The organism is Gordonia sp. UBA7860 (assembly GCF_002500165.1).
Lineage (GTDB): Bacteria > Actinomycetota > Actinomycetes > Mycobacteriales > Mycobacteriaceae > Gordonia > Gordonia sputi.
The window spans coordinates 1-24,365 of the sequence record NZ_DLSO01000072.1 but is presented as its reverse complement, the minus strand read 5'-3'; the positions used below and the strand labels follow the sequence as shown (position 1 = coordinate 24,365).

At 64.6% G+C, this 24,365-nt stretch carries 18 protein-coding genes, 3 pseudogenes and 1 other annotated feature; of the genes and pseudogenes, 11 read left to right on the top strand and 10 right to left on the bottom strand.

Annotated features, from left to right (window positions below; translation table 11 throughout):
- From B3T59_RS09490 to B3T59_RS09470, 5 genes are all read left to right on the top strand, one after another.
- Positions 1-1,179 carry an ABC transporter ATP-binding protein gene (locus B3T59_RS09490; protein WP_287002107.1) on the top strand — a complete coding sequence of 393 codons (1,179 nt, stop codon included), beginning with the start codon at positions 1-3 and terminating at the stop codon, positions 1,177-1,179.
- On the top strand, positions 1,176-2,057 hold the full coding sequence (locus B3T59_RS09485; RefSeq protein ID WP_287002106.1) for a 2-aminoethylphosphonate ABC transporter permease subunit: 882 nt from the start codon (positions 1,176-1,178) through the stop codon (positions 2,055-2,057). Before B3T59_RS09490 ends, B3T59_RS09485 begins: the two co-directional genes overlap by 4 nt.
- Positions 2,057-2,848: an ABC transporter permease gene (locus tag B3T59_RS09480; RefSeq protein WP_251722583.1), complete on the top strand. Its 792-nt coding sequence runs from the start codon at positions 2,057-2,059 to the stop codon at positions 2,846-2,848. Before B3T59_RS09485 ends, B3T59_RS09480 begins: the two co-directional genes overlap by 1 nt.
- A 141-nt stretch (positions 2,849-2,989) precedes the next feature.
- Positions 2,990-4,639: an L-glutamate gamma-semialdehyde dehydrogenase gene (gene pruA, locus B3T59_RS09475; protein ID WP_251722582.1), complete on the top strand. Its 1,650-nt coding sequence runs from the start codon at positions 2,990-2,992 to the stop codon at positions 4,637-4,639.
- Positions 4,640-4,650: 11 nt separating this feature from the next.
- Positions 4,651-5,601 carry a proline dehydrogenase family protein gene (locus B3T59_RS09470; protein WP_251722581.1) on the top strand — a complete coding sequence of 317 codons (951 nt, stop codon included), beginning with the start codon at positions 4,651-4,653 and terminating at the stop codon, positions 5,599-5,601.
- 161 nt (positions 5,602-5,762) lie between these two features.
- On the opposite strand, the gene B3T59_RS09465 is transcribed toward B3T59_RS09470, so the two are convergent.
- On the bottom strand, positions 5,763-6,314 hold the full coding sequence (locus B3T59_RS09465; RefSeq protein WP_287002105.1) for a molybdenum cofactor biosysynthesis protein: 552 nt from the start codon (positions 6,312-6,314) through the stop codon (positions 5,763-5,765).
- Positions 6,315-6,472: 158 nt separating this feature from the next.
- On the opposite strand from B3T59_RS09465, the gene B3T59_RS09460 reads away from it, so the two are divergent.
- Entirely contained in the window at positions 6,473-7,813 is a 1,341-nt protein-coding gene (locus B3T59_RS09460; RefSeq protein WP_287002104.1) for a hypothetical protein, read from the top strand.
- A pseudogene (locus B3T59_RS09455) lies at positions 7,780-9,062 on the top strand (IS3 family transposase). Before B3T59_RS09460 ends, B3T59_RS09455 begins: the two are co-directional and overlap by 34 nt.
- Positions 8,058-8,186 (top strand) — a sequence feature (AL1L pseudoknot). It overlaps the preceding pseudogene by 129 nt.
- 123 nt (positions 9,063-9,185) lie before the next feature.
- Here B3T59_RS09455 and B3T59_RS09450 read toward each other — a convergent pair.
- From B3T59_RS09450 to B3T59_RS09430, 5 genes and pseudogenes are all read right to left on the bottom strand, one after another.
- A pseudogene (locus B3T59_RS09450) lies at positions 9,186-10,792 on the bottom strand (AAA family ATPase).
- A gap of 65 nt (positions 10,793-10,857) precedes the next feature.
- Positions 10,858-11,736 carry a catechol 1,2-dioxygenase gene (gene catA, locus B3T59_RS09445; protein WP_287002103.1) on the bottom strand — a complete coding sequence of 293 codons (879 nt, stop codon included), beginning with the start codon at positions 11,734-11,736 and terminating at the stop codon, positions 10,858-10,860.
- A 79-nt stretch (positions 11,737-11,815) separates the two neighbouring features.
- The gene (catC, locus tag B3T59_RS09440; RefSeq protein ID WP_251722576.1) at positions 11,816-12,100 is read right to left on the bottom strand and encodes a muconolactone Delta-isomerase; all 285 of its coding nucleotides are present in this window, start codon (positions 12,098-12,100) and stop codon (positions 11,816-11,818) included.
- Positions 12,101-12,113: 13 nt separating this feature from the next.
- The gene (locus tag B3T59_RS09435) at positions 12,114-13,217 is read right to left on the bottom strand and encodes a mandelate racemase/muconate lactonizing enzyme family protein (RefSeq protein WP_287002102.1); all 1,104 of its coding nucleotides are present in this window, start codon (positions 13,215-13,217) and stop codon (positions 12,114-12,116) included.
- Positions 13,214-14,143 (bottom strand): LysR family transcriptional regulator, encoded by a 930-nt coding sequence (locus B3T59_RS09430; RefSeq protein ID WP_287002101.1) that lies wholly within the window; start codon positions 14,141-14,143, stop codon positions 13,214-13,216. Before B3T59_RS09430 ends, B3T59_RS09435 begins: the two co-directional genes overlap by 4 nt.
- 251 nt (positions 14,144-14,394) lie before the next feature.
- On the opposite strand from B3T59_RS09430, the gene benA reads away from it, so the two are divergent.
- From benA to B3T59_RS09410, 4 genes are read left to right on the top strand one after another with little or no spacing between them, the layout of a single operon-like run.
- Positions 14,395-15,777 (top strand): benzoate 1,2-dioxygenase large subunit, encoded by a 1,383-nt coding sequence (benA, locus tag B3T59_RS09425; protein ID WP_287002100.1) that lies wholly within the window; start codon positions 14,395-14,397, stop codon positions 15,775-15,777.
- A 1-nt stretch (position 15,778) separates the two neighbouring features.
- Positions 15,779-16,321, top strand: coding sequence for a benzoate 1,2-dioxygenase small subunit (gene benB, locus B3T59_RS09420; protein ID WP_287002099.1), 543 nt, complete (start codon positions 15,779-15,781; stop codon positions 16,319-16,321).
- Between the two features lie 10 nt (positions 16,322-16,331).
- Positions 16,332-19,124 (top strand): benzoate 1,2-dioxygenase electron transfer component BenC, encoded by a 2,793-nt coding sequence (gene benC / locus B3T59_RS09415; protein WP_287002098.1) that lies wholly within the window; start codon positions 16,332-16,334, stop codon positions 19,122-19,124.
- Between the two features lie 50 nt (positions 19,125-19,174).
- Positions 19,175-21,688 carry a LuxR C-terminal-related transcriptional regulator gene (locus B3T59_RS09410; RefSeq protein ID WP_287002097.1) on the top strand — a complete coding sequence of 838 codons (2,514 nt, stop codon included), beginning with the start codon at positions 19,175-19,177 and terminating at the stop codon, positions 21,686-21,688.
- A 263-nt stretch (positions 21,689-21,951) separates the two neighbouring features.
- On the opposite strand, the gene B3T59_RS09405 is transcribed toward B3T59_RS09410, so the two are convergent.
- The 4 genes and pseudogenes from B3T59_RS09405 to B3T59_RS09390 all read right to left on the bottom strand — a co-directional run.
- Positions 21,952-22,593 (bottom strand): 3-oxoacid CoA-transferase subunit B, encoded by a 642-nt coding sequence (locus B3T59_RS09405; RefSeq protein ID WP_005209332.1) that lies wholly within the window; start codon positions 22,591-22,593, stop codon positions 21,952-21,954.
- On the bottom strand, positions 22,590-23,408 hold the full coding sequence (locus B3T59_RS09400) for a CoA transferase subunit A (RefSeq protein WP_287002096.1): 819 nt from the start codon (positions 23,406-23,408) through the stop codon (positions 22,590-22,592). Before B3T59_RS09400 ends, B3T59_RS09405 begins: the two co-directional genes overlap by 4 nt.
- Positions 23,405-24,181 carry a 3-oxoadipate enol-lactonase gene (gene pcaD / locus B3T59_RS09395; protein WP_064905165.1) on the bottom strand — a complete coding sequence of 259 codons (777 nt, stop codon included), beginning with the start codon at positions 24,179-24,181 and terminating at the stop codon, positions 23,405-23,407. The genes B3T59_RS09400 and pcaD overlap by 4 nt, the downstream gene beginning before the upstream one ends.
- Positions 24,178-24,365 (bottom strand): annotated as a pseudogene (locus B3T59_RS09390) (acetyl-CoA C-acyltransferase); the annotation flags it as partial. The gene pcaD and the pseudogene B3T59_RS09390, both read right to left, overlap by 4 nt.

Sequence of the window (24,365 nt, the reverse complement as noted above, 5' to 3'; positions counted from 1 at the left end):
ATGGCACAGAATCCGTTGACTCGCAGGAAGGTCGACGCCGAGCTCTCGGCGTCGACCCCCACGGGGGACTCCCCGCAGCAACCGGCGATCGCCTTCGATCGCGTGACCGTCTCCTACGGACGCGGTAAGAACTCCACAGATGCGTTGCGCGACTTCACGTTGCGCGTCAGCCGTGGCGAGACCGTCGCACTGTTGGGTCCGAGTGGTTCCGGAAAGTCGACGGCGCTCAAGTCCCTCGCAGGTTTTGTGCGTCCGACTGCCGGCCGGGTTCGACTGTCCGGCAACGACATCACCGACCTCCCGCCGGCACGTCGCGGGATCGGCGTCGTCGTGCAGTCGTACGCGCTCTTCCCACACATGCGGGTGCGTGACAACGTCGCCTTCGGGTTGCGAGCCCGGCGCCTCTCCAAGCGCGAGGTCGGCGAACGGGTCGAGGAGGCGCTCGGCATGGTCAGCATGTCCGAGTACGGTTCACGCCTACCCCGCGAACTCTCCGGCGGGCAGCAGCAGCGCGTGGCCATCGCACGAGCACTGGCCATCAAGCCCGACGTCCTACTACTCGACGAGCCGCTCGCAGCGCTCGACGCCGCCCTACGCCAGACGATGGTCGGGGAGCTCCAACGGCTGCGAGATGCATTGCCCGACACCACGATGCTGTACGTGACGCACGATCAGACCGAGGCTCTTGCGCTGGCAGATCGGATCGGCGTCATGCGCGATGCTCGACTGGTCGACATCGGCACCACCGAAGAACTCTGGTCAAGACCTCCGTCGGGCTTCACTGCGTCGTTCCTCGGTGGCGCCAATCTTCTTCCCTGCAAGGTCGGACGTGTCTCCGGCGCAACGGCTTTGGTCGAGGTGGGTGAGAAGATGCTGTCGGCGACCGCTCCAGAACCGCTGTCCCGGTGGACGCCGGGGTTGCCTGCGCACCTGTGCATCCGGCCACACGAGATCGAGGTGACCGCGGTCGGCGCACACCGATCGCTGCGTGCCCGCGTCACGACGTCGGTCTGGCGTGGGGCGTCGACACGGTTGACGCTCGCCGTCGACGGTCTGCCCGATCAGCTGATCGACGCCGACGTCGCAGGCCGCGCCGACCACCCCGTCGACGAGGTCGTCGGTGTGCGATTGTCCGACCCTGCAGGCACATTGGTCGATACCGCCGGAGGTCCGCGATGACGGCGGCGACACTTGCGCAACCGACGACATCCGCACCGCCGCCGTCGAATCAGGCGCCGCGTCGTCTCGGAGCACTCGTCTGGGCGTTGCCGCCTCTCGTGGTGATCGCCGTCATCGCGGTGTATCCCCTGATCCGGATGCTTGCCGAATCCGCTGACGGTCAAGGTCAAAGCACCTGGGGCGCGGTGTTGAGCAGCGAGGCGTTCATGCGGGCGTTGACCACAACCGCGTGGATCGCGATCGCGTCGACGGTCGGATGTGTTGTGCTCGGCACGTTTTTGTCCGTGGTCCTGGCGTTTGTGCCCTTCCCCGGTTCGCGCCTGGTGGCGCGCATGATCGACACGGTGCTCGCACTGCCATCGTTTCTCATCACCCTGGCGTTCACATTTCTGTATGGCTCTGCGGGAGCCGTGAACTCGGCTATCGCCGCGATGACCGGGGAACGTCCATTGCATTTTCTCACGACGCCGTGGGGTGTGATCCTCGCCGAGATCACCTTCTTCACCCCGTTCGTCGTACGTCCGCTGTTGGCTGGGTTCGCGATGATGTCGACCGATCAGCTGAATGTGGCTGCGTCGCTGGGTGCTTCCCCATTGCGGGTGCTCCGCTCGGTGATCCTTCCCGAAGCGTGGCCGGCGTTGGCCGCGGGCGGCAGCCTGGTTCTGCTGTTGACACTCAACGAGTTCGGCATCGTCGCCTTCACGGGCGCCAAAGACGTGACAACACTGCCCGTCCTGATCTACACCCGTGGCATCGTCACGTTCGACCTGCCGGGTGCGGCGGTGATCGCGACCGTTCAGGTCGCACTGTCACTTGCCCTGTACGGCGCATACCGATTGCTGTTCGCACGCATCACGACTCGCCGGGAGAAGATCTGATGTTGCTCTGGACTCGCACCAGCCGGGTGATCACCTGGACGATCTTCGCGCTCGTCGTGCTCGTGGTCTTCGTCGCACCGATTGCCACCGTCGTCATCGCCGGATTCGCAGGCTCATGGACGGGCCCACTGCCGTCGAACCTCAGTCTCAACCATTTCGGCGATGCGCTCTCGGGTGAGAACCTGGCTTCGCTGTCGGTCAGCATCCAGACCGCGTTCATCGCAGGCGCCATCGCGCTGGTTCTCGGTACCTGGGCGGCGCTCTCGTCCAGGGAGGCACCAGCACCGATTCGACGATTCACCGACGCGGTCTTCCACCTGCCGATCGCGGTGCCTTCCGTCGCCATCGGGTTGGGTTTACTGATCAGCTTCAATTCCAAGCCGTTGCTCCTCGGCGGCACACGGTGGATCGTGATCGTCGCGCACACCGTGCTCGTCCTGGCCTTCGCGTTCAGCTCGGTCACCGCTGCGCTGGAACGACTCGATCCCGCGTACAAGCAGGCGGCGGAATCGTTGGGCGCCAGCCCGTTCCGCGTGCTGACCCGCGTCACGCTACCTCTGTTGACGCCCGCGCTCGGTGCCGCCGCAGGTCTCGCAGTAGCACTGTCGATGGGCGAACTCGGCGCCACGGTGATGGTGTACCCGGCGACCTGGAAGACGCTGCCCGTCACCATCTTCGGTCTCTCCGACCGCGGACAGGTGTTCTCCGCCGCAGCCTGCACGACGGTGCTGCTGGCGACGACGCTGGTCGCGCTCACGGTTCTCGGGAGGATCCGCACGCGAGCGGTTTAGGCGGCTGGCACGACGGACGTCCGGCTGCAGTGCAATCGGGCGCTGTTGTACGCTCTCCGTTGTGCAATTTACCGAGTATTTCGCATTGACATTGGCCGATTGGACATAGATCGACCGGCTCCGTCTCGATGGACTGAGACCATGGATGCGATCACCACTCCCCCACGCCCGATCAACGAGCCGGTGCACACCTACGCGCCCGGCACCCCGGAACGTCGACGGATCGTCGACGAGCTCTCGCGACAGTCGTCGGCCGAGCCGGTCGAGCTGCCGCACATCATCGGTGGCGCGGCGCACATCGGAGACGGAGAGTTGCTCGACGTCGTGCAGCCACACTCTCATCACGAGGTGCTCGGCACCATGACCAACGCCACCCACGACGATGCCCGCGCCGCTGTCGACGCGGCGATGGCAGCGCAGGAGTCGTGGGCGCACACCACTTTCGACGACCGCGCCGCCGTCCTTCTGCGCGCGGCAGACCTTCTCAGCGGACCGTGGCGTGAGAAGTTGGCTGCCGCCACCATGCTCGGACAGTCGAAGACGGTGCAGCAGGCCGAAATCGACGCGCCATGCGAGCTCGTCGACTTCTGGCGGTTCAACGTCGAGTTCGCACGCGAGATCCTCGCGGAACAACCGGTCTCGTCGCCGGGGGTGTGGAATCGTCTCGATCATCGACCGCTCGACGGATTCGTCTATGCAGTCACACCGTTCAACTTCACGGCCATCGCCGGAAACCTGCCGACCGCGCCGATGCTCATGGGCAACACCGTTGTCTGGAAGCCCTCACCGACCCAGGCCTACTCGGCCTACCTCACCATGAGGCTCCTCGAAGCGGCCGGACTCCCCGCCGGTGTGATCAACCTCGTCAACGGCGACGGACGGGCGATGTCCGACGTCGCGCTCGCCGACGAGAATCTCGCGGGCATCCACTTCACCGGCTCGACCGCGACCTTCCAGCATCTGTGGCGCGAAGTCGGCAACCGCATCGACGACTACCGCAACTATCCGCGCATCGTCGGCGAGACAGGTGGCAAGGATTTCGTCGTCGCACATCCGTCGGCGAACCCGGACGTGTTACGCACCGCACTGATTCGCGGCGCATTCGAGTATCAGGGGCAGAAGTGCTCGGCGGCGTCGCGAGCGTACGTCGCGCGGTCGGTGTGGGATCGCATGGGCGACGACTTCCTCAGCGAGGCAGCCGAATTGCGCTATGGCGACGTGCGAGACCTGTCCAACTTCGGAGGTGCTGTCATCGACCGTCGCGCCTTCGACAAGCAGGTCGCGGCGATCGATCGCGCCAAGACCGTCGCCTCGATGACCGTCGCGGTCGGCGGTCAGTGCGACGACTCCGAGGGCTACTTCGTCCGGCCGACAGTGCTGCTCGGCGACGACCCAGCCGACGCAGCCTTCTCCACCGAGTATTTCGGACCCATCCTGTCGCTTCACGTCTACGACGACGCCGACTTCGAATCGACGCTGCGCATGGTCGATTCCACTGCGCGGTACGCGCTGACAGGCTCGATCATCGCCACCGACCTCGCCGCCGTGTCGACGGCGTCGAATCTGCTGCGCAACGCAGCGGGCAACTTCTACATCAACGACAAGCCGACCGGAGCCGTCGTCGGCCAGCAGCCGTTTGGTGGGGCACGTGCGTCGGGCACCAACGACAAGGCCGGTTCGAAAGCGAACCTGATGCGCTGGACGTCAACCAGGACGATCAAGGAAAACTTCGTGCCACCAACGGATTCCGCGTATCCCCACATGGCATCCGACGCCACCGAGATGGACTGAGGTGACATGTTATGAGCGCACTCTTCGATTCCGTCCTACGCCCCGTGATCACGCGTGCGGCAGGTAGCCAACGCATCAAGCAGACGTCGCAACGACTTCCGGTCACCGAGCGCGTCGTCGACCGCTTTGTCGCGGGCGAGTCAGAAGACGACGCACTCGCGGCCATCGCCGACGCACTCGGTAGCGGACTCTCGGTGACGATCGACCACCTCGGCGAAGACACGACCGACGAGACTCAAGCATCGGCGACGGTCGCGGCATATCTGAGTCTCCTGCAGGGGATGTCGCGGTTCGAGGTGCGGCCCGGGGCCCTGGAGGTCTCGCTGAAGCTCACCGCGCTCGGCCAGTGTCTGCCGCGGCACGGACGCAAGATCGCCGAGGAGAACGCACACACCATCTGTGGTGCCGCTGCCGCGGCGGGAATTTTGGTCACCGTTGACGCCGAGGACCACGGCACTGTCGACGAACGACTCGACATCGTCAGGACTCTGCGGGGCGAATACCCCGAATTGGGAACGGTTTTGCAGGCATACCTGCGTCGCACCGAAGACGACTGTCGAGAGTTCGCGGCATCCGGCGCGCGAATCAGACTGTGCAAGGGTGCGTACTCCGAGCCCGCGTCAGTCGCCTATCCCGAGCGCTCACTGATCGACGAGGCGTATCTGAGATGTCTGCGAATCCTGATGAAGGGCAACGGATATCCGATGGTCGCCAGCCACGACCCGATGATGATCGAGGCGGCCGAGCTGATGGCGATCGAGTTCGGCCGGGAGCCGCACAGCTGGGAACACCAGATGCTCTACGGCATCCGAGCCGACGAGCAGTTGCGCCTGGCCGCCGCCGGCCACGCCGTCCGCGTGTACATCCCCTACGGCCAGGAGTGGTACGGCTACTTCGTCCGACGCCTCGCCGAGAAGCCCGCGAACCTGGGGTTCTTCCTGCGCGCGCTGGTGTCGGGCTGAGTGGGGTGGTCTCGACTCGGGTGCTCGCTCCGCTGGCAACCGTTCGACCACCGGGTGGGCCGCCCGCCGAACGAGCCGTTTACCGCTGATCGAGCCGTTTACCGCCGATCGAGCCGTTTTCCGCCGATCGAGCCGTCTACCGCTGATCGAGCCTGTCGAGATCACCCCAGCGGCTGCGCGCGCTTGACCTGTGCGGCGGCGCGGGTGGCGTCGAGTTCGGTGTCGGTGACGATCGACGCCCAGCCCAGGCGCAGCGTTCCCGAGGTCAGCGGCTGCGCCCGCAGTCCGCCGCGACCGATCAGCGCCTTGCGAGCCCCCTCGCCGGCCACCGTGTCCATCCACGCGCACGGGTGGGCCGGACGTCCACCGCGGAACCGAACAGGACCATCGCCGGTGTCGACGCTGAACTCCCGCCCGCGCAGTGGGTCGAGTTCGAGGCCACGCACCACCACGTTGCGTCGCGCGACAACCGGGTCGACGTCGCCGGCCGCCGCCTCCCACGCCTCGAGCGCCAAGAACGTCACGGCGGCTTCGGTATGAGCGCGCACTCCGAAGAACCTGTCGCCACGAATCCCCTTGTCGGCAATGATGTCAATGCTCGACGGAGTCTCGGTCGGCACGTCCGCGGCCGGACCGTCCTTCGGTCGTCCAAAGTAGGCGTGGGCAGGTGAGACGACGAACGTCACGATCTCGACGTCGTACTCGAATTCCATGTCCTCCAGGCTAGCGACGTAAATTCTCTCAGCAACCGAACAGCTCGTGCACACGGACCGGGCCATCTGGCTTCCTACGCTGTGTGATCGGGCGACCGTCGCCCGTCGTGTGGTGACGAACCCACGACTGCGTAGGCATTTCGGCAGCGAGGTAAAGGGTGAACAGAAGGCAGTTCCTGGCGGGGACGTTGAGCGCGGGCGCACTGACGATTGTCGCGGCAGCCTGCTCATCCGAGTCGGCGCCAACCAGTCGCACTCGAGGAGCAACCGCGATTACGCGGGTCTTCGGCGATGGTCAGAAGCTGATCGCGGTTGCGGTGGAGTACGACGTCGACATCGAGTCGACTTCGCTCAGCACGGCGTCGTATTCGGTGCCAGGTCGCACGATCACCAAGGTGTACACGAACAGCGCGCCAGCGGTTGTCGCTTCGCCTGTGGTCGGCCGCTACGTGATCATCGAGATGTCATCCACAGATTCGACCGCGTTGCTCTGGGGAGACCCTCAATCGACCACCCAGTCGTCAAAGACCGCCGCGCCACAGAACCAGGCACAGTCCGGACCACCCCAGGGATCAAGCGCGAAGCCCGTTATCCGGTCTGCCGCGGCAACGGTGACACAAACCCGTGCGATCAGCACGGTCTCGGGTACCACATATCCTGCATCGGGAAATGCAGTGAGAACCAGCGCGAGTGTCGACCCACTTGTCGACCTCTTCGAACAGAAGTCGTTCTCCGATCCGGACAACGGTCAGGAGTTGAAGTACAACCTGTTTGTCCCACGGAACTACTCGCCGACACGCAGCTACCCGCTCGTGCTGTTCATGCACGACGCCAGTGTCGTGGGAGCAGATGTGAAAGGTCCGCTGGTCCAAGGGCTCGGGGCCGTCTGCTGGGCGTCTCCGGACGACCAGGCACGACACGAATGTTTCGTTCTCGCACCCCAGTACGATTCCGTGGTGGTGTCGGACGACTACGCACCAGGGCCGTTGTTCGACACGACCGTCAATCTCGTACACGAACTCACCAGCCGCTACTCGATTGATCCGAAACGCCTACACGCCACGGGCCAATCGATGGGGGCCATGATGACACTCGGGATGAACATCAAACATCCCGACCTCTTCGCAAGCTCGTACGTCGTCGCAGGGCAATGGCCTGCAGAGCAATCGGCTCCACTGGCGCGCAAGCGATTCTGGGTCACGGTGTCACAGGGGGACACGAAGGCCTACCCCACCGAGAACTCGATCATGGGCGTGCTTGAGCAGCATGGAGCACGGGTGACCCGCGCGACGTGGGACGGCCGAGCATCACAACAGCAACTCTCGACCCGGGTGGCCGAAGTCACCGCGCACAACACCTCGATCAACTATGTCTCGTTCCTTGCGGGCACCGTACCCGCCACCGGCGGTGGTGTGAATCGCCCCGGGTTCGTCGGAGGCTCTCGAACCTGTGAAGGATGGAGAGCATGGCAGCACCTCGGAAGTACAGCATTGAGCTGAAGGAGCGAGCGACGCGGATGGCGGTGGAAGCCCGCAAGGACCCGGCCACACGGCCGGGAGCGTTCAAACGGATCGGCGATCAACTCGGTGTGCACCCGGAGGCGCTACGCACCTGGGTCAAGCAAGCCGAAATCGATGGCGGGCAGCGGCCGGGGACCACGAGCAGCGATTCCGAGCGGATCGCGCAGCTCGAGCGGGAGAACCGCGAGCTGCGGCGGGCGAACACGATCTTGAAGCAGGCGTCGGCTTTTTTCGCCGCGGAGATCGACCGCCCACAGCGTTGATCGTGGAGTTCGTCGCCGCTTCTCGCGACGAACACGGAGTCGATCCGATCTGCGCGGCCCTACGCGACACGGCCGCCCAGATCGCTCCGTCCACGGTACGAGCCCACCTGAGTGCGAACAAGACCGAGGCGCCACGCACGGTGCGTGACCGGGAGATGCTCGGCGAGATCCGCACCGTGCACGCCGACAATCTCGGCGTCTACGGTGCCCGCAAGGTCCACGCCGAACTACGCAGAAAGGATATCGACGTGGCGCGCTGCACCGTCGAACGATTGATGAAAGCCGATGGACTGCAAGGGATACCGAGGTTGCAGACACGCAGGACCACCCGCAGCGATGGCGCCGAAACCCCGCAACCGGCCGACCGAGTCGGCCGGCAGTTCACCGCCGAGGCGCCGAACACCTTGTGGGTGGCGGACCTGACCTACATCCGCACCCACTCCGGGTGGGTGTACGCGGCGTTCATCCTCGACGTGTACTCGCGCGTGGTCGTCGGCTGGCAGGTCTCGACCACGATGCACACCGACCTCGCATTGGACGCCTTAGACATGGGATTGTGGGCGCGTGATCGTGCCGGCCAGGATGTGGCCGGACTGATTCACCACTCGGACCGCGGAGTGCAGTATCGAGCGATTCGTTACACCGAGCGTCTCGCCGAAGCTGAAGCGGTGACTTCGGTTGGCTCCAAGGGTGATTCGTATGACAACGCGATGGCCGAGGCGTTCAACTCGTTATTCAAGGCGGAATGTATCCGCAACCCGATCATGCGCCCGAAGAGCGGGTGGGGCGGTGTCGGCGACGTCGAGATCGCGGTCGCCGAGTACATCGAGTGGTTCAACCACCGCCGTCTGCACGGCGAGATCGGACACGTCCCGCCGGTCGAGTACGAGGCCGCCTACTGGGCGGCCCACACGGTCACCAGCTACCGTGAGAACCCGGTCCCAGCAGAGGCCGGAACCAACTAACCGAGCCTCCAGCAAACCCGGGGCGATTCAGTGCATCTGAGCACATGGGCACCTGGCGCGTTGCCTACAGCATCCCGGGCATACGTGACTGGGTGCTCGCGAGCTGAGGCGCCGCACGAGCCACTACCGTTGAGCGCGCTCGGATTCCGGCACGTAGCGCAATCCACGGAACACCGCGCTGCTCGCGAACACCGATGCGTCGAGTTCGACGTCACGATGCCGCGCCATACGCAGCGCGAGCCGCAGCAGCATCTTGATGTCGCGCGGTGTGATGTCGGGGAACCCGCCCACGAGGTCGTCGAGCAGGTCCTCTCCCAGGATGACGTCGTTACCCGCGGCCAGGATCTGCCAGACCTGTCGGGCGTCCTTGGGTCCGGGCGGCGCGTAGGAGATGATCGCCGCACAGCGGGCGAGGATCGCCTCGTCGACACCGTCGATGCGGTTGGTGGTGAGGAACAGCAAGCCGTCGAAATACTCCAGGGTGCGCAGGAATTCGGCGACGATGGCATTCTGCGCGAGGTCGAGTCCGCGTTCCATGACGAACACGTCGGCCTCGTCGAGCAGGAGAACCGCGTCCCACCGCTTGGCCCGATCGAAGATCACTTCGAGGTTCTTGCGGACCAATTCGGCTGTGATGCCGAGTGATCCGGAGTGGATCGAGTACAGCGGACGTCCGGTGACCTCGGCATAGACCTCGGCGGTGAGTGTCTTGCCGACGCCTGGTCGTCCCTTTGCGAGGATGACGTTACCCGCCGACTTCCCGCCCCGATGATGTCGCCGGTGAACACCGAAATGTCTGTTGTGAGGATGTTCAGAAGCTCGCGTTGATCGTCGGGCAGAACGAGTTTGTCCTGCAGGTGCGTCTCGTAGACGTACTCGGCGAGGTCGGCCGTGTTGACGTCGAGGAAGTCCTGCGCGCCGAGATCGAATACGCGCACCGCCGTGGTGACCGGCACGGGACCGAAATCGTCTCCGCCGTAACGGTTGCTGTCGTAGAGCACCGAGGCGGCGACCATGCGTAGCGGTGCGATCTCGTCGGGTGCGACGTCGTGCACCACCTTGCGATTGTTCCGCGAGTTGGGTGAGCGATAGTCGTCGGTACGAATCACTTTGCCGCTGAACGTGTATTGCTGTCCGAAACCGGTGTCGATGATGTGCTGGTAGCGGTCACGGCGCGCCTGGTACTCCGCCTTGAGGTCGCCGCTCTCCTTGTAGGCACCTCCGGCCAACAGCACATCCGCGGGTGTTTTTCCGACGACCTCGGTGTCTTCGAAGTAGAGCACGCGCGGCTTGCGTGAGGGCCGCTTCACGGTGGCGTTGTCTGCTTCCATCGTGAACTTGATTCGCGGACCATGTGTTCGGTCACCGTGCTCGAGCACGATGTCCATGACGAGATACGGATGGAGGTAACCGTCGGACTCGCGGACGTAGAGCCAGCCGTCGATCATCTCGTGCCGCAGGAAGGTCCGGAAGATCTCGACAGCGGCGTCGAGGTGTGGGATGGGCGCGAAGTCGCCTGCCCGCGATGACACGATGGCCCCGACAGCACGCGAGAAAGAATCCTCGCCAAGGGAATCCGCTGTCGTGATCAGGTCGCTCAGCGCCGCGTCGGTGAGATCCCGGTCTGCGATGGCGATCTCGGGAGAACGCCACGACGACGCCTGACCGCGGACCCGCGCCAAGTCGTCCGACGTTGTGCCGGCGACAAGTGTTGTCGGTGCTACCAACATGGTCGACCTTCCGTGGTCGTCGATCGGGCGTCCGACGCTGCGGACGCCCGATCTGAAAGCTGAACTCAGGCCTCGGGATCGAGGACGAAGTCGTACGTCACGGCGACGCCGCCCTCGACCGGCTGCGGGTCGAGCATCAGTTCGGGCTTGACGGCCGAGGCGATGTCGTCGTCGTTGTGCGGATCACCCGGGAAGTAGAGCTGTGTGGTGATCAGCTCGTAGCCCGGCGCGCTCACCTTGAAATGCAGGTGCGCGGGTCGCCAGGCATGCCATCCCGCCGCCTCGATGAGTTGGCCGCACGCACCGTCTGTGGGGATCTGGTACGGCGCGGGCTGGAGGCTGTGAATCTCGAAGCGCCCCTCGTCGTCGGCGATCCAGGTGCCGCGGAGATTCCACTCCGGCAGGCCCGGCGCGAACTGTGAGTAGAAGCCGAGATCGTCTGCGTGCCAGAGCTCGAGCTTGGCACCCGAGAGCGGTGTGCCGTCGACGGCGCGCACCTGTCCGGAGAACACCATCGGGGTTCCCGGCTCGTCGTCGCGCATGGGAATGGTCCCGTTCCACGACAATTCGGGTGAGCCCTCGATGTAGTACGGCCCCTCGATGGTGCCCTTGCTGCCCTCGCGGTGCTCATTGGCGACCTCTTCGACCGAGTGCTCGAGCCAGACATCGAGGAACAGCGGCCATTCGCCGTCCTCACCTACCCTGATCAGCCATGCCTTCAGGGCGTTGTACTCCTCGTAGGTGACGCGGTCGTCGAGGACGATGTCGTTCAGCGCCTTCACCGCCTTGCTCGCCAGGTAGTTGACCCGTTCGGTGTCGACAACGCCTGCGCGAGATCCGCTGGTGGCCATGCGTTCACGGAAGCGCGCCGAGGCATTGGCGCCCGATTCGGCTGCCTTCGCGGTGACCTCTTCGTTGAAGCTGGCGTCGATGGTGTTGGTCATGATGGGTACTCCTTCTTGCTGGGCTGGAAATCTCGTGGGGTCGAAACCCGTGGTCTGGGGTGCGCTGCGGGTGGGCCGGTCAACCCGCAGCGATGTCTGAGGGATGGGTGGCAAGTGGTGTCACCCGGATCGTCATGTACGGAAACAACGGGAGTCCGGACAGGATGGTGTGCAGTGCGTCGTTGTCGGCAACGTCGAAGATGGAGATGTTGGAGTATTCGCCGACGATCCGCCAGATGTGCGGCCATGCCCCGTTGCGTTGCAGCTCTTGCGAATACGCCTTCTCCCGCGCCAGCGTGTCGGCCCGGACATCGGGGTCGAGGTCATGCGGGATGTGGACGTCCATGCGTACGTGGAAGAGCATCGGTGGTCTTCTCTCAGTGGTCGAGTCGGTAGTGGGCGAGTTTTTCGGGATCGATCTCGACACCGATGCCCGGCGCTTCGGACCGATGTAGCAGTCCGTCGGAGATCTGCAGTGGCTCGGCGAGTAGGTCATCGCTCATGTCGAGGAAGTTCGAGAGCTCACCGGCCTGCCGCGACGTCAGCTCGAAAGCCGTTCCGAACGCGAGAGTGCATGCGGTGCCGAGCTGTCCGTCGATCTGATTGCCCATCACCACCTCGAGGCCGAGGCCTTCTGCGAGATGGTGCGCCCGCCGCGATCTGGTGAAACCCGTTCGGGCCGTCTTGACACTGATCGCCGTGGCCGAACCACCGAGCACCTCGCGCGTGATGTCCGCGGGTTCGGGGACCGATTCGTCGGCGATGAAGGGGACGTCGAGACGTTCTACGAGCCAGCGTCGGCCCTGCACATCGTCTGCGGGACAGAGCTCTTCGGCAAAGAGCAGGCCGAGGTCGGCCATCTCTGTCATGGCACGCATCGACTCCGACGCCGACCACCCCCGATTGCCGTCGACGTAGAGATCGATGGACTCGCCGAAGCTCTCCCGTAGTGCGCGGACCACCGCGGTGTCGAGCGAGGCCGGCCGCCGACCGACCTTCACCTTGAATGTGTTGATGCCGTATGTATCTCGCATCCGCGCGGCCTCGGCGACCATGACCGACGGTTCGTCGAATCCGAGCATATGACTGACGCGCATGCGGTCGGTGTAGCCGCCGAGCAGGTCGGCGACCGGGTAGCCGAGAATCTTGCCGAGCGCATCCCAGACGGCCATGTCGATGGCCGACTTCGCCGTCGGATTGCCGACGGTGCGTGCGAGTCTCTCACCGATAACCTCGCGTTCGAGCACCGTCAGACCAACCAGCTGCGGTGCGAAGACCTTGTCGATGACTGCGACGATGCCGTCTTGTGTCTCGCCATAGGTGAACGGTCGAGGCGGCGCTTCCGCTACTCCCACGACGCCCTCGTCGGTGTGGACCCGCACGAGTACGTGCTCAGCCGCGTGGACCTCGCCGGAAGCGAAGCGCAGCGGTTTGGTGTACGGGATCGCGAACGGAATCGCTTCGATCTCAGTGATTTTCATGAGTGTGGTCCTTGTGTGAAGAGTTCGGGACTCGGCAACGCCTCGGCGAAGCCGAATGCGCTCGCAATCACCTCGGACACGGTGCCGACGAGTGGATTGGTGTCATCCGTGCGCCATGCGAGCGCGACTTCGATGGAGCCGGCGTCGGCCAGTTCGCGGATGACCACGCCTGCCGACTGCAGTGCACGCACCGAGCCGGGAAGGACCGCGACGCCGAGTCCCGCGGCTACCAGCGCGAGCAGGACGGGTGTTCCCGACGCCTCGTGCAACCGCTGCGGAACGAAACCCGCACTCCTGCAGGAGCGCAACACGGCGTCGTTGACAGCGGAATCACGACTGTCGTACATCACGAATGGTTCGGTGCGCAGATCCTGCAGCGCCACAACAGGTTCGGATGCCAACCGGTGATCGCTGGACACGGCGAGGACCAACGGCTCGACGTCGATGGTGCGTACCTCGATGCCGTCACCGGCCACCGGTGGACGCAGCAGTCCGAGGTCTATCTCGCCCGCGACGAGAGCGTCGCGTTGTGTCGGAGTCAGCATGTCAGCGGAGATCGCGAGCTCGACGTCGGGGAGCTGTTGCTTGACGGCGCGGGCGATCCTCGGCAGATGCGAGAAGGCCCCGATGCCGGTCAGCCCGAGTCGCACCACTCCGCTGCGCCCCGCGGCGATACGTCGTACCTCGTCGACGCATCCGTCGACGTCGCCGAGGATGCGCCTGGCCTCTGCCTGCAGGTAGAGCCCTGCCGGAGTGAGTGAGACCTGGCGAGTCGTTCTGGTCATCAACGTGACGTCGAGTTCGGCTTCGAGTTGCCTGATCGCGTACGACAGTGCCGGCTGCGCGACGTGCAACGTGGCGGCAGCCTGCCCGAAGTGACACGTGTCGGCGACGGCCACGAAGTACCGCAGGTGCCTCAGCTCCATGTCGCCTCTCCTCTCGTGCCGAATACTCGGAGGAAGCGACAGCTGAGTCACTCCCTGAGCATCATGTGACTGCCGACACTTTCGAGATCCACGGTAGAAGCCCGATCCATACAAGACAAGGACTCATATTCGTGTGATTGATCGATGAAATTGATCAATTCGACGCTGAGTCAGGACTGGCAAAAGCCCTAGTGTGACTGTCCACACGTAATGCCACAGTCGGGAGACAGCCCACACCAGGAGGTACCCAGATGACACTCGCCGGCAACGCCGCACCAGCGACGACAGCCACGACCGATCATGTGCGAAGCATTCTCGCCGATGCCGTCATCGACGACCGCGATGCCGGCGTATACCGGGCCAACCGCAGGATCTTCACCGACGAGGAGATCTTCGAGCTGGAGATGCGCCACATCTTCGAGGGCAACTGGATCTATCTGGCCCACGAGAGTCAGGTGGCGAATCCGGGCGACTACTTCACGACCTACATCGGCAGGCAACCCGTCGTCATCACCCGCAGCAAAGACAGCGAACTCCACTGCCTGATCAATGCATGCGCGCATCGCGGTGCCATGATCTGTCGCCGTAAGACCGACAATCGAATGACGTTGACCTGCCCCTTCCACGGCTGGACGTTCCGCAACGACGGCACACTGCTCAAGGTGAAGGATCCCGACGGCGCAGGCTATCCGGACACCTTCGACGTCGAGGGCTCACACAATCTCACGAAGGTTGCCCGGTTCGAGAGCTACCGCGGATTCCTGTTCGCGAGCCTCAATGATGACGTCCTCCCGTTGTCCGAACATCTCGGCGACACGAGGACGGTCATCGACATGCTCGTCGACCAGTCGCCGCAGGGACTCGAAGTGCTGCGGGGATCGTCGACCTACACCTACGACGGAAACTGGAAGGTGCAGGCCGAGAACGGCGCAGACGGTTACCACGTGACCGCGACGCACTGGAACTACGCAGCGACGACGTCGCGTCGCAACACCGGCGAATCGGCGAACGACACCAAGGCGCTCGACGCGGGCGGCTGGGGGAAGTCGGGCGGTGGCTACTGGTCATTCCCGCACGGACACCTGTGCCTGTGGACCTGGGCGGCCAACCCGCAGGACCGTCCGCTGTGGGACAAGATGGACGAACTCAAGCGCGAATTCGGCGACGCGAAGGGCGAATTCATGGTCAAGGGATCGCGCAATCTGTGCCTGTACCCGAACGTCTATCTCATGGACCAGTTCTCGACCCAGATCCGACACTTCCGCCCTATCGCCCCGGACAAGACCGAAGTCACCATCTACTGCATCGCACCCAAGGGTGAGAGTGACACCGCACGCGCGCATCGCATCCGGCAGTACGAAGACTTCTTCAATGCATCGGGCATGGCCACTCCCGACGACCTCGAAGAGTTCCGCTCGTGCCAGTTGACCTTCCGCGCCACCGCCGCGCCGTGGAATGACATGAGTCGTGGTGCGCAGCACTGGCTCTCCGGACCCGACCCCGTCGCCGAGAGTCTCGGCATGACCGAGATCGTCTCTGCCGGAATGAAAAACGAGGACGAGGGCCTCTACCCGGTCCAGCACGGCTACTGGCTCGACACCATGCGTGCCGCCATCAACCCGGAAGGGAAGTGAGATGACCACCTCGCAGTCGCCGATCGTCGACCCAGCTGTCACGACCACCGAAACCCTCATCACGCAGAACATGATCGAGCAGTTCCTCTATCGCGAGGCACGCTACCTCGACGATCGCGAGTTCGAGAAGTGGCTCGGCTGTTATGCCGACGACGTGGAGTACTGGATGCCCGCCTGGACAGACGACGACCACCTCGTCGAGAATCCGCAGCGCGACATCTCACTCATCTACTACCCCAACAAGGGCGGACTCGAAGACCGGGTGTTCCGTATTCGAACCGAACGATCCTCGGCCACGTCGATTTCCGAACCCAGAACGTCGCACAACATCAGCAACGTCGAGGTCATCGAGAGGCGTGGCGACCTGGTCGATGTCCGATTCAATTGGCACACAATGTATTTCCGTTACAACACCGTCGACCCGTACTACGGCACCTCGTTCTACACGATCGACTTCTCCGCCGAGTCGCCGCTCATCCGCCGAAAGACGGTTGTGCTCAAGAACGACTACATCCACCACGTGGTGGACATCTACCACTTCTGAGGCGACGCGCATGACACTCACTACCGATACGGAAACCGCAAGAACTACCGATATGCAAGCCAGTGGATCAGCCGCGACAGGTCCAACACACCAGGTGGCGTTGACATTCGAGGACGGGGTCACGCGGTTCATCACCTGCCGGGAAGACCAGACAGTTGCCGACGCGTCGTATCGACAACGCATCAACATCCCGCTCGATTGTCGAGACGGCGCGTGCGGAACGTGCAAGGCATTCTGCGAGTCGGGTGACTACGACGGCGGCACCTACATCGACGACGCACTGTCGGAATCGGAGTGCGCAGACGGTTTCGCATTGCCGTGCTGCATGAAACCGCAGTCAGACCTGGTACTCCAGATCGCCGCCACCTCCGATATCGCCAAGACCGCCGCGGGCGAATTCGCCGGGAGCATCGTCGATCTCGAGCGCCTCTCGACGTCGACGATGCGTATGACCGTCGAGATCCCCAACCGCGCGGATCTTGCGTTTCTCCCCGGCCAGTACGTGAATATCGCGGTACCGGGAGAGCAGGCTCCGGACGGCACGGACACGGTGGTGCGTCGTTCCTATTCGTTCGCCAACGGCCCGCACGAGGAACGGCTGGTCTTCCTGATCAAGCTCACCCCCGGCGGAGCCATGTCGGATTACCTCACCGAGCGTGCCGCACGCGGCGACGAGATCAGCTTCACCGGCCCGCACGGGTCGTTCTTCTTGCGCGAGTCGGCACGGCCCGTGTTGCTTCTCGCGGGCGGAACAGGTGTGGCGCCGATTCTGTCCATGCTTCGAAAGATGCTCGACGACAACAGCCCCCGCAAGGTGCACCTCATCTATGGTGTGTCGACCGACGCCGACCTCGTCGCGCTCGACGACATCGAGTACTTCGCGCGCGAGCTGTCGGGGTTCACCTGGGATCACTGCGTGTCCGACCCGAATACTGCTGCGACGCACAAGGGTTACGTGATGAGCCTCATTCGCCCGGAACATCTGTACGACGGTGACGTGGCCATCTATCTCTGCGGTCCGCCCCCGATGGTCGAATCGGTACGCAGCCACGTCGCCGATGCCGGCATTGAGCCGGTCGGCTTCTACTACGAGAAGTTCGCGCTCGCCGTGCCTGCCAAGACCATCCCTGACGCTCCGGGCTCTTCCTCCGGCGTAGAGCTCTCCACGCCGGACGAGTCGTCGAGCCGAGAGCACGAGGTGCTCGAGGCCGTAGACGCTCGCAGCATCGCGAGTCAGGAAGTTCTCGCACGCAGCGATCTGGGAGCACTGTCGACGCGGCCGGCCGCGGTCGACGACGCCGGCGCGATCGGGCGCATCGCCGGACAGCAGGTGTGGTCCGATGCCCAGACATCTGCTGCGCCCGTCGCCCTCGACGCGGACACCGGTGCGCTACTCGTCTGCGACGACACCCGTTCGATCGCAGGACAATCCGTCTTCGCACGCCTGTCCGAAGCTGACGCGAACCCGAAAGAGACGCCGTCGCCCACGCCCGTCGACATCCCGACAACGCCGCCGACCGTGACCGCGCAGGGCTACGAGATCGGGGAGGAACACCCGGGCATCCACGAGTCGGACGCGTTGTTCGAGGCCCGCGCCGCACTGGAACTGGGAGCTCTCGAGCTCACGTTCGGTCGCATGACGAATGGACAGTTGGCCGGATACCGACTGCTTGCCGAAGCCACAGTGCCCTTCGTCGACGGCGAAAAGTTCGTCGACGCAGCCGAGTACACCGAGACCAACGCCGCGTTCCACGACTACCTGTTCGGTCTCACCGGAAACGATCACCTGCTTGCCGCCTACTCAGCCCTCGGTGTGAAGGGTCGAATGGGTGAGGTCTTGCGCAACGCCACCTGGTGCCACCCGCTGTGCGCACAGGACCATCTCGACATCGTCGAGGCGTTCACTTCTGGTGACCGCAACCGTGCACGCAGTCTGATCTCCGCGCACGCCGATCGATCAAAGCAGACGATGCGTCGCGCCATGGCTGACGAACTGACGCGCCGTCGACCCCGTTTCGTCAGTCCCGGCCGATTCGCAGGCAAGGTCGTCGTCGTGACCGGCGCCGCTCAGGGCATCGGCGAGCACACCGCACGACGCATCGGGGCCGAGGGCGGCGCGCTGGTGTGCGCCGACCGTGCCGAGGTCGTCCACGACGTCGCGTCGTCCGTGGCAGACGACGGTGTGCGCGCGGTTGGTGCCGTCGCCGACATGGAGACCTATGACGGCGCACGCGCCGCGATCAACTGCGCGATCAGCACTTTCGGACGCGTCGACGTATTGATCAACAACGTCGGCGGTGCCATCAATTTCAAACCGTTCACGGAGTTCGATGACACAGAAATCCGCGCCGAGATCGACCGCTCACTGATGACGACGCTGTTCGCCTGCCGGGCCGCACTGCCGCCCATGGTCGAGGCCGGACAGGGAGTCATCGTGAACGTGTCGTCCGCCGCCACCCGAGGGATACACCGCATCCCCTACTCCGCCGCCAAAGGCGGCGTCAATGCCATCACGGCATCACTGGCGATGGAGTACGCCGAGTACGGAATCCGCGTGACCGCAACGGCTCCCGGCGGAACGCAGGCTCCACCCCGACGGATATCTCGCGGTACACCGCAACCCCGCAACGACGTCGAGCGGCGGTGGTTCGACGCCCATATCGAACAAACCGAGGAGTCGTCGCTGATGAAGCGGTACGGCACGCTCGACGAACAGGTCGCCGCGATCTGCTTCCTCGCGTCCGACGAGGCGTCGTACATCACCGGTTCTGTACTCCCCGTGGCGGGCGGTGACCAGGGGTAGACATCGACGTTCCGCCATGACGGTCGCAGCGTCGCGAATAGGATGAACCGGTGATCATCGAGGCCACGTGTGTCGGCCGTGATCGGGAGATCGCCGCCATCCTCGACCGTGCCGCGGCGTCGGCCGACTCGGTTGACGGTCGACGCCGCGTGGTCGTGCTCGGTGCCGCGGGGATGGGAAAGAGCACAGTGCTGCGCAAAACGCTCAGGCGCGCCGCGGAGCAGGGGCTGTCTCTACGGATCGTCGACGACGCAGACCTGCTCAGCGGCGACGAGTTGGCGACTGCGATGAGCGGCGACACCGACGGATTTGTCGCGCTCGCTGCGACCAACCGAACTCCCCCAATCGACGCGCTCCTCGCCGATACGTTGCAGCTCAACGGAATCGATCGTGCGGCTGTCGACATCCTCGCGTCGGCACGTGGGCTTGCCATCCATCCGACAGTGGTCGACAGTCTCCTCGCACATACAGCGGGAAACCCACGAGCGATACTTGCACTGTTCGACGAGTTAGCCAGTGCCGCATGGACTCAGGCCGACGTCGCCCTCCCCGCACCTCGAAATGTCCGCGACGATGTCGCACGGATTCTCGCAGAACAGCACGATGACACGAGGCGTCTCATCGAGGCCGTCTGCATCCTCGACGATTCGGAACCGATGGGTACCGCATTGGAGTTGGCCGACTGCGCCGATCCGCTCTCGGCGATCGACAACGCACTCAACAGTGGACTCCTCGTCGCACCCTTCGCACTCACGCCCTCCACCAAACGCCCTCGACCCGCAAATCCCATGACCCGTGCCGCGGTGATCGAACTGATGGGGCTGCGCGGCGTCGCCGACATGCACCGTCGCGCTGCGGAATTGACGTCCGATGCTGCACAGCAGCTTGGTCATCGAATCGCCGCGACGCCCGCCGCAGACGCCGCACTGGCAGATGACGTCGCCGCGATGGCCGAATCCCTCGGAGCCGACGGCGCATGGGCGCAGGCGGCCGAACTCTTCCGCCACGCAGGACGATTGACCTCTGACCCGATCCTGCGTGACGAACGGATCACGCTGTCGGTCGACGCACTGCTCGCCGCGGGCGACTGCATCGCAGCGGGTTCCCTCGTCCCGTCGGTGGAGATTCTTCGCGAGACGCCGCTTCGTGACGCCACTCTCGCATATCTGGCCATCCTGCGTGGCCGCTCCACCGAGGCACAAGTCCGGCTCGAGCGTGCATGGAGCATCGTCAACCTCGAGCGCGAGCCAGAGGTCGCGGCGGTGATCGCACAACGGTGGGTTCTCCACGACCTGGTACGTTGCCGCGGAACAGAACTCGTCGAATGGTCGGACAGAGCGATCTCGATGGCAGGCGACACATCGCCCGCGGGGATTGAGGCCGCGAGCATCCGCGGGCTGGGGCTTGCCTGGTCGGGACGACCTGACCTGGCGCTCGCCTCCTACGAGTCGCTCTCCGCGCATGTGCGTTTCGGAGCGCAGGCACAGCGGGTCACGATGGGCCATGGTTGGCTGAGGTTAGGGCTCGGCGACGTCGTCACCGCACGAAGCCTCCTGGAAAGCGCAGTGTCGATGGCAGCGCTCGGCGGATCCACCCGGATCTCACTGTGGTCTCACGGTTGGCTTGCGCGCGTGCACTTTTCCACCGGGGATTGGGATTCCGCGCTGCGCGTCGTCGAGGAAGGTAGGCGTCTTTCCAGGACGAGCGGCATACATCTGGTCACCGGATTGCTCACGTGGACTGCCGCACAGATTCATTCGCTTCGCGGAGACTGGCAGTCAGCGGACGCCGACCTCAACGAGGCGACAGCGCTCGCGGGCGACTACGAGATCATCCGCGTTCCTCAGATGCTGACCAGGGCGCATCTCGCCGAAGCCAAGGCCGACTACGCCGGTGTGATCCGCGCACTCGAGCCGTTGCGACAGTTGGCAGCCCACACGCCTGCACTCGTCGAGCCCGGCTGGTGGCCGTGGGTCGACGTGCTTGCAAATGCGTTGGTGCTCAGCGGTCGTCACGACGCCGCAGACGATTTGCTCACTCCACACGAGACACTCGCGGCGCAGCGTGGTCACCATCCGGCACAAGCCCGCTTGGGCTATGCACGGGGCCGCTACCTCGGCGCCATCGGCGACATCCACGGAGCGCGAGCCGCTTTCGAGGAGGCACTTCGGCTTGTCGAAGGTCTTCCCCTGCGTTACGACTCCGCGCGAATCAACTTCGCATACGGCCAGACCCTGCGCCGCTCCGGCAAGCGACGGGAGGCCGACACCGTGATGGGAACCGCTCGCGAGATCTTCGCGTCGCTCGGCGCCGTCACATACGTCGAGCGGTGCGACCGCGAGTTGAAGGCCGGCGGGCTCCACACCTCCCGCACCGACAGCAGCGACGTCGTACTCACTCCGCAGGAGGAGTCGGTGGCAGCACTGGTCGCGCGCGGGTTGTCGAATCGGGAAGTCGCTGCCGAGCTCTACATCTCACCAAAGACCGTGCAGTATCACCTCACCCGCACCTACGCGAAACTCGGCATCCGATCCCGCGCCGAGCTTGCCGCGCTGAGGCGGTAGGCGCGGCGCCGGGCGCGGCGTGCAGAAAGTAGGGGAAAGAACCCTTCCCCCAGATCCCGACGCCTCCCCGCGAAACAACACGCGGAAACGCCCGAAACCCGCGGAAGAGTTTGGGGTCGCGCCCGCACCCCGCGCGCAGAAAGTAGGGGAAGGAAACTTTCCCCTAGCTCCGTAGCCCTCCCCGCGAAACAACACGCGGAAACGCCCAAAACCCGCGGAAGAGCACGCAGCCCCAGACCCCGGACCTCGACCTCCCGAAGAATCTACGCCGACGTCGACGCCCGCAGCGGCGCGCCGGTCTTCGCTTCGACGTCGGAGAATTCGACGCCGGGCGCGAGCTCGACGACGTCGAATCCCTCTGCCGCAACGTCGAATACGCCCAGATCGGTGATGACCCGGCTCACCACGGAGCGGCCGGTCAGCGGAAGTGAGCATGCGGCGACGAGCTTCGGGTCGCCCTTCTTGGTGACGTGTTCCATGAGCACAATGACCTGGCCGGCGCCGTTGACGAGGTCCATCGCGCCGCCGATGCCCTTGACCATCGCGCCGGGGACCATCCAGTTGGCCAGGTCGCCGTTCATCGCGACCTGCATGCCGCCGAGTACTGCGACATCGACATGACCGCCGCGGATCATTGCGAAGCTGGTGGCCGAATCGAAGAACGACGCGCCCGGCAGCGTCGATACGGTTTGTTTGCCCGCGTTGATGAGATCCGGATCGACGTCCTCGTCGTAGGGAAACGGGCCGACGCCGAGGATGCCGTTCTCTGCGTGCAGCGTGATCCCCGAGTCGTCGGGCATCTGGTCGGGAATCAGCGTCGGAAGTCCGATGCCGAGGTTGACGTAGTCGCCGGGTCTCAGCTCTTGTGCTGCGCGCGCGGCCATTTCGTTACGAGTCCAGGTCATGATGCCACCTCTGCTGCGCCGACTGCCACGGGATGCGGCCGGGTTGTCCGATGTTCGATTCCCTTGTCCTCCGCCTGCTGCGGCGTCAGTTCGACGACCCGCTGCACAAAGATTCCGGGCAGGTGTACCTCGTCGGGGTCGAGTTCACCGACTTCGACGACGCGCTCTGCCTCGACGATCGTGATGCGTCCGGCCATCGCGGCAGGTGGATTGAAATTCCGTGCGGCAGCGTGGAAACAGCAGTCGCCCGCAGTGTCGACGACGGCCGCGCGGATCAGTGCGTAGTCGGTGACGATCGATTCCTCGAGCACCATCTGCCGCCCGTGGAATGTCCGCACCTCCTTCGGAGCCGACGCGAGTGCGACCGAGCCGTCGGAGTTGTATCGCCACGGCAGACCGCCCTCCTCGACGGGAGTGCCCACCCCGGTCGGCGTGTAGAAGGCGCCGATTCCGCTGCCGCCGGCCCGCATTCGCTCGGCGAGCGTGCCCTGCGGTGTGAGTTCGACGGTCACCTCGCCCGCGAGGAACTGGCGGCCGAACTCCTTGTTCTCGCCGATGTACGACGCGATCACCTTGTCGATGCGCCGCGCCTCGAGCAGCAGGCCCAATCCCGCACCGTCGACGCCGCAGTTGTTGGACACGATGGTCAGTCCACTCGCTCCCTGCGTCAGCAGGGCGTCGATGAGGAACTTGGGAATGCCGGAGAGTCCGAAACCTCCGACTGCGAGGCTTGCGCCGTCGGGGATGTCGGCGACGGCGCTGACCGCCGACTCGGCCACTTTGCTGTGCCGTGCAGACGAATTGACGTTGGTCATGAGTGCTCCAGATGCTCGAGGAGGAGAGGTGTGATCTCTTGTGGCTGTTGCGCATTGGCGAGGTGGGCCGCGTGTCCGACGACTTCCAGCCGACCGTCGGGCACCGCGTCGACGATCTCGACGAGACGATCGGGCGGCGTCGCGGGATCATCGGTGCCTGCGATCGCGAGCGTCGACGCCTTGATGGCCCCGAGTTCGGCGCGCACATCCGCGGTGGCGAGCGCCTCGCAGCAGGCTGCGTATCCCTCCGCCGGGGTGCCGGCGATCATCGCGCGATACCACGCGACCGTGTCCGTATTACGTTCGTCGGCAAGGTATTCCGCGGTGAACCAACGTGTGAGAATCGCATCGGCGATCGCCCTCGTACCGTCGGCGCGCACTGTGGCCGCACGATCGAGCCATGGCTGCGGAGGCGCGAAACATGCTGCGGTGCACAGGAGCGCAAGAGCGTCGACCCGCTCGGGGTTGCGAATCGCCACCCGCATCGCGGTCAGTCCGCCGAGGGAGAGTCCGACGACGTGGGCCGATGCGATGTCGAATCGATCGAGCACACCGACGAGGTCGTCGGCGAGGTCGTCGATCGTGTAGGGACCCACGGGCACCGGCGAATCACCATGTCCGCGAGTGTCATAGCGCACCACTCGGAACCGTTGCTCGAGCGCCGGGAGTTGCGCGTCCCACATTCGATGAGTGGAGCCAAGGGAATTCGACAGCACCACGAACGGCGCATCGGGGCGGCCTGTGACGTGCGCACTGACCTCGACCGCGCTCATCGGGTTGCCTCGAAGATCGCAGCGATCCCCTGTCCGCCACCGATGCACATGGTCTCGAGAACGTACCGAGCGTCACGACGGCGCGCCTCGTACGCGGCGGTCGCAAGGATTCGACCTCCCGTTGCACCGATGGGATGTCCGAGCGAGATGCCGGATCCGTTGGGGTTCAGGCGATCATCCTCGC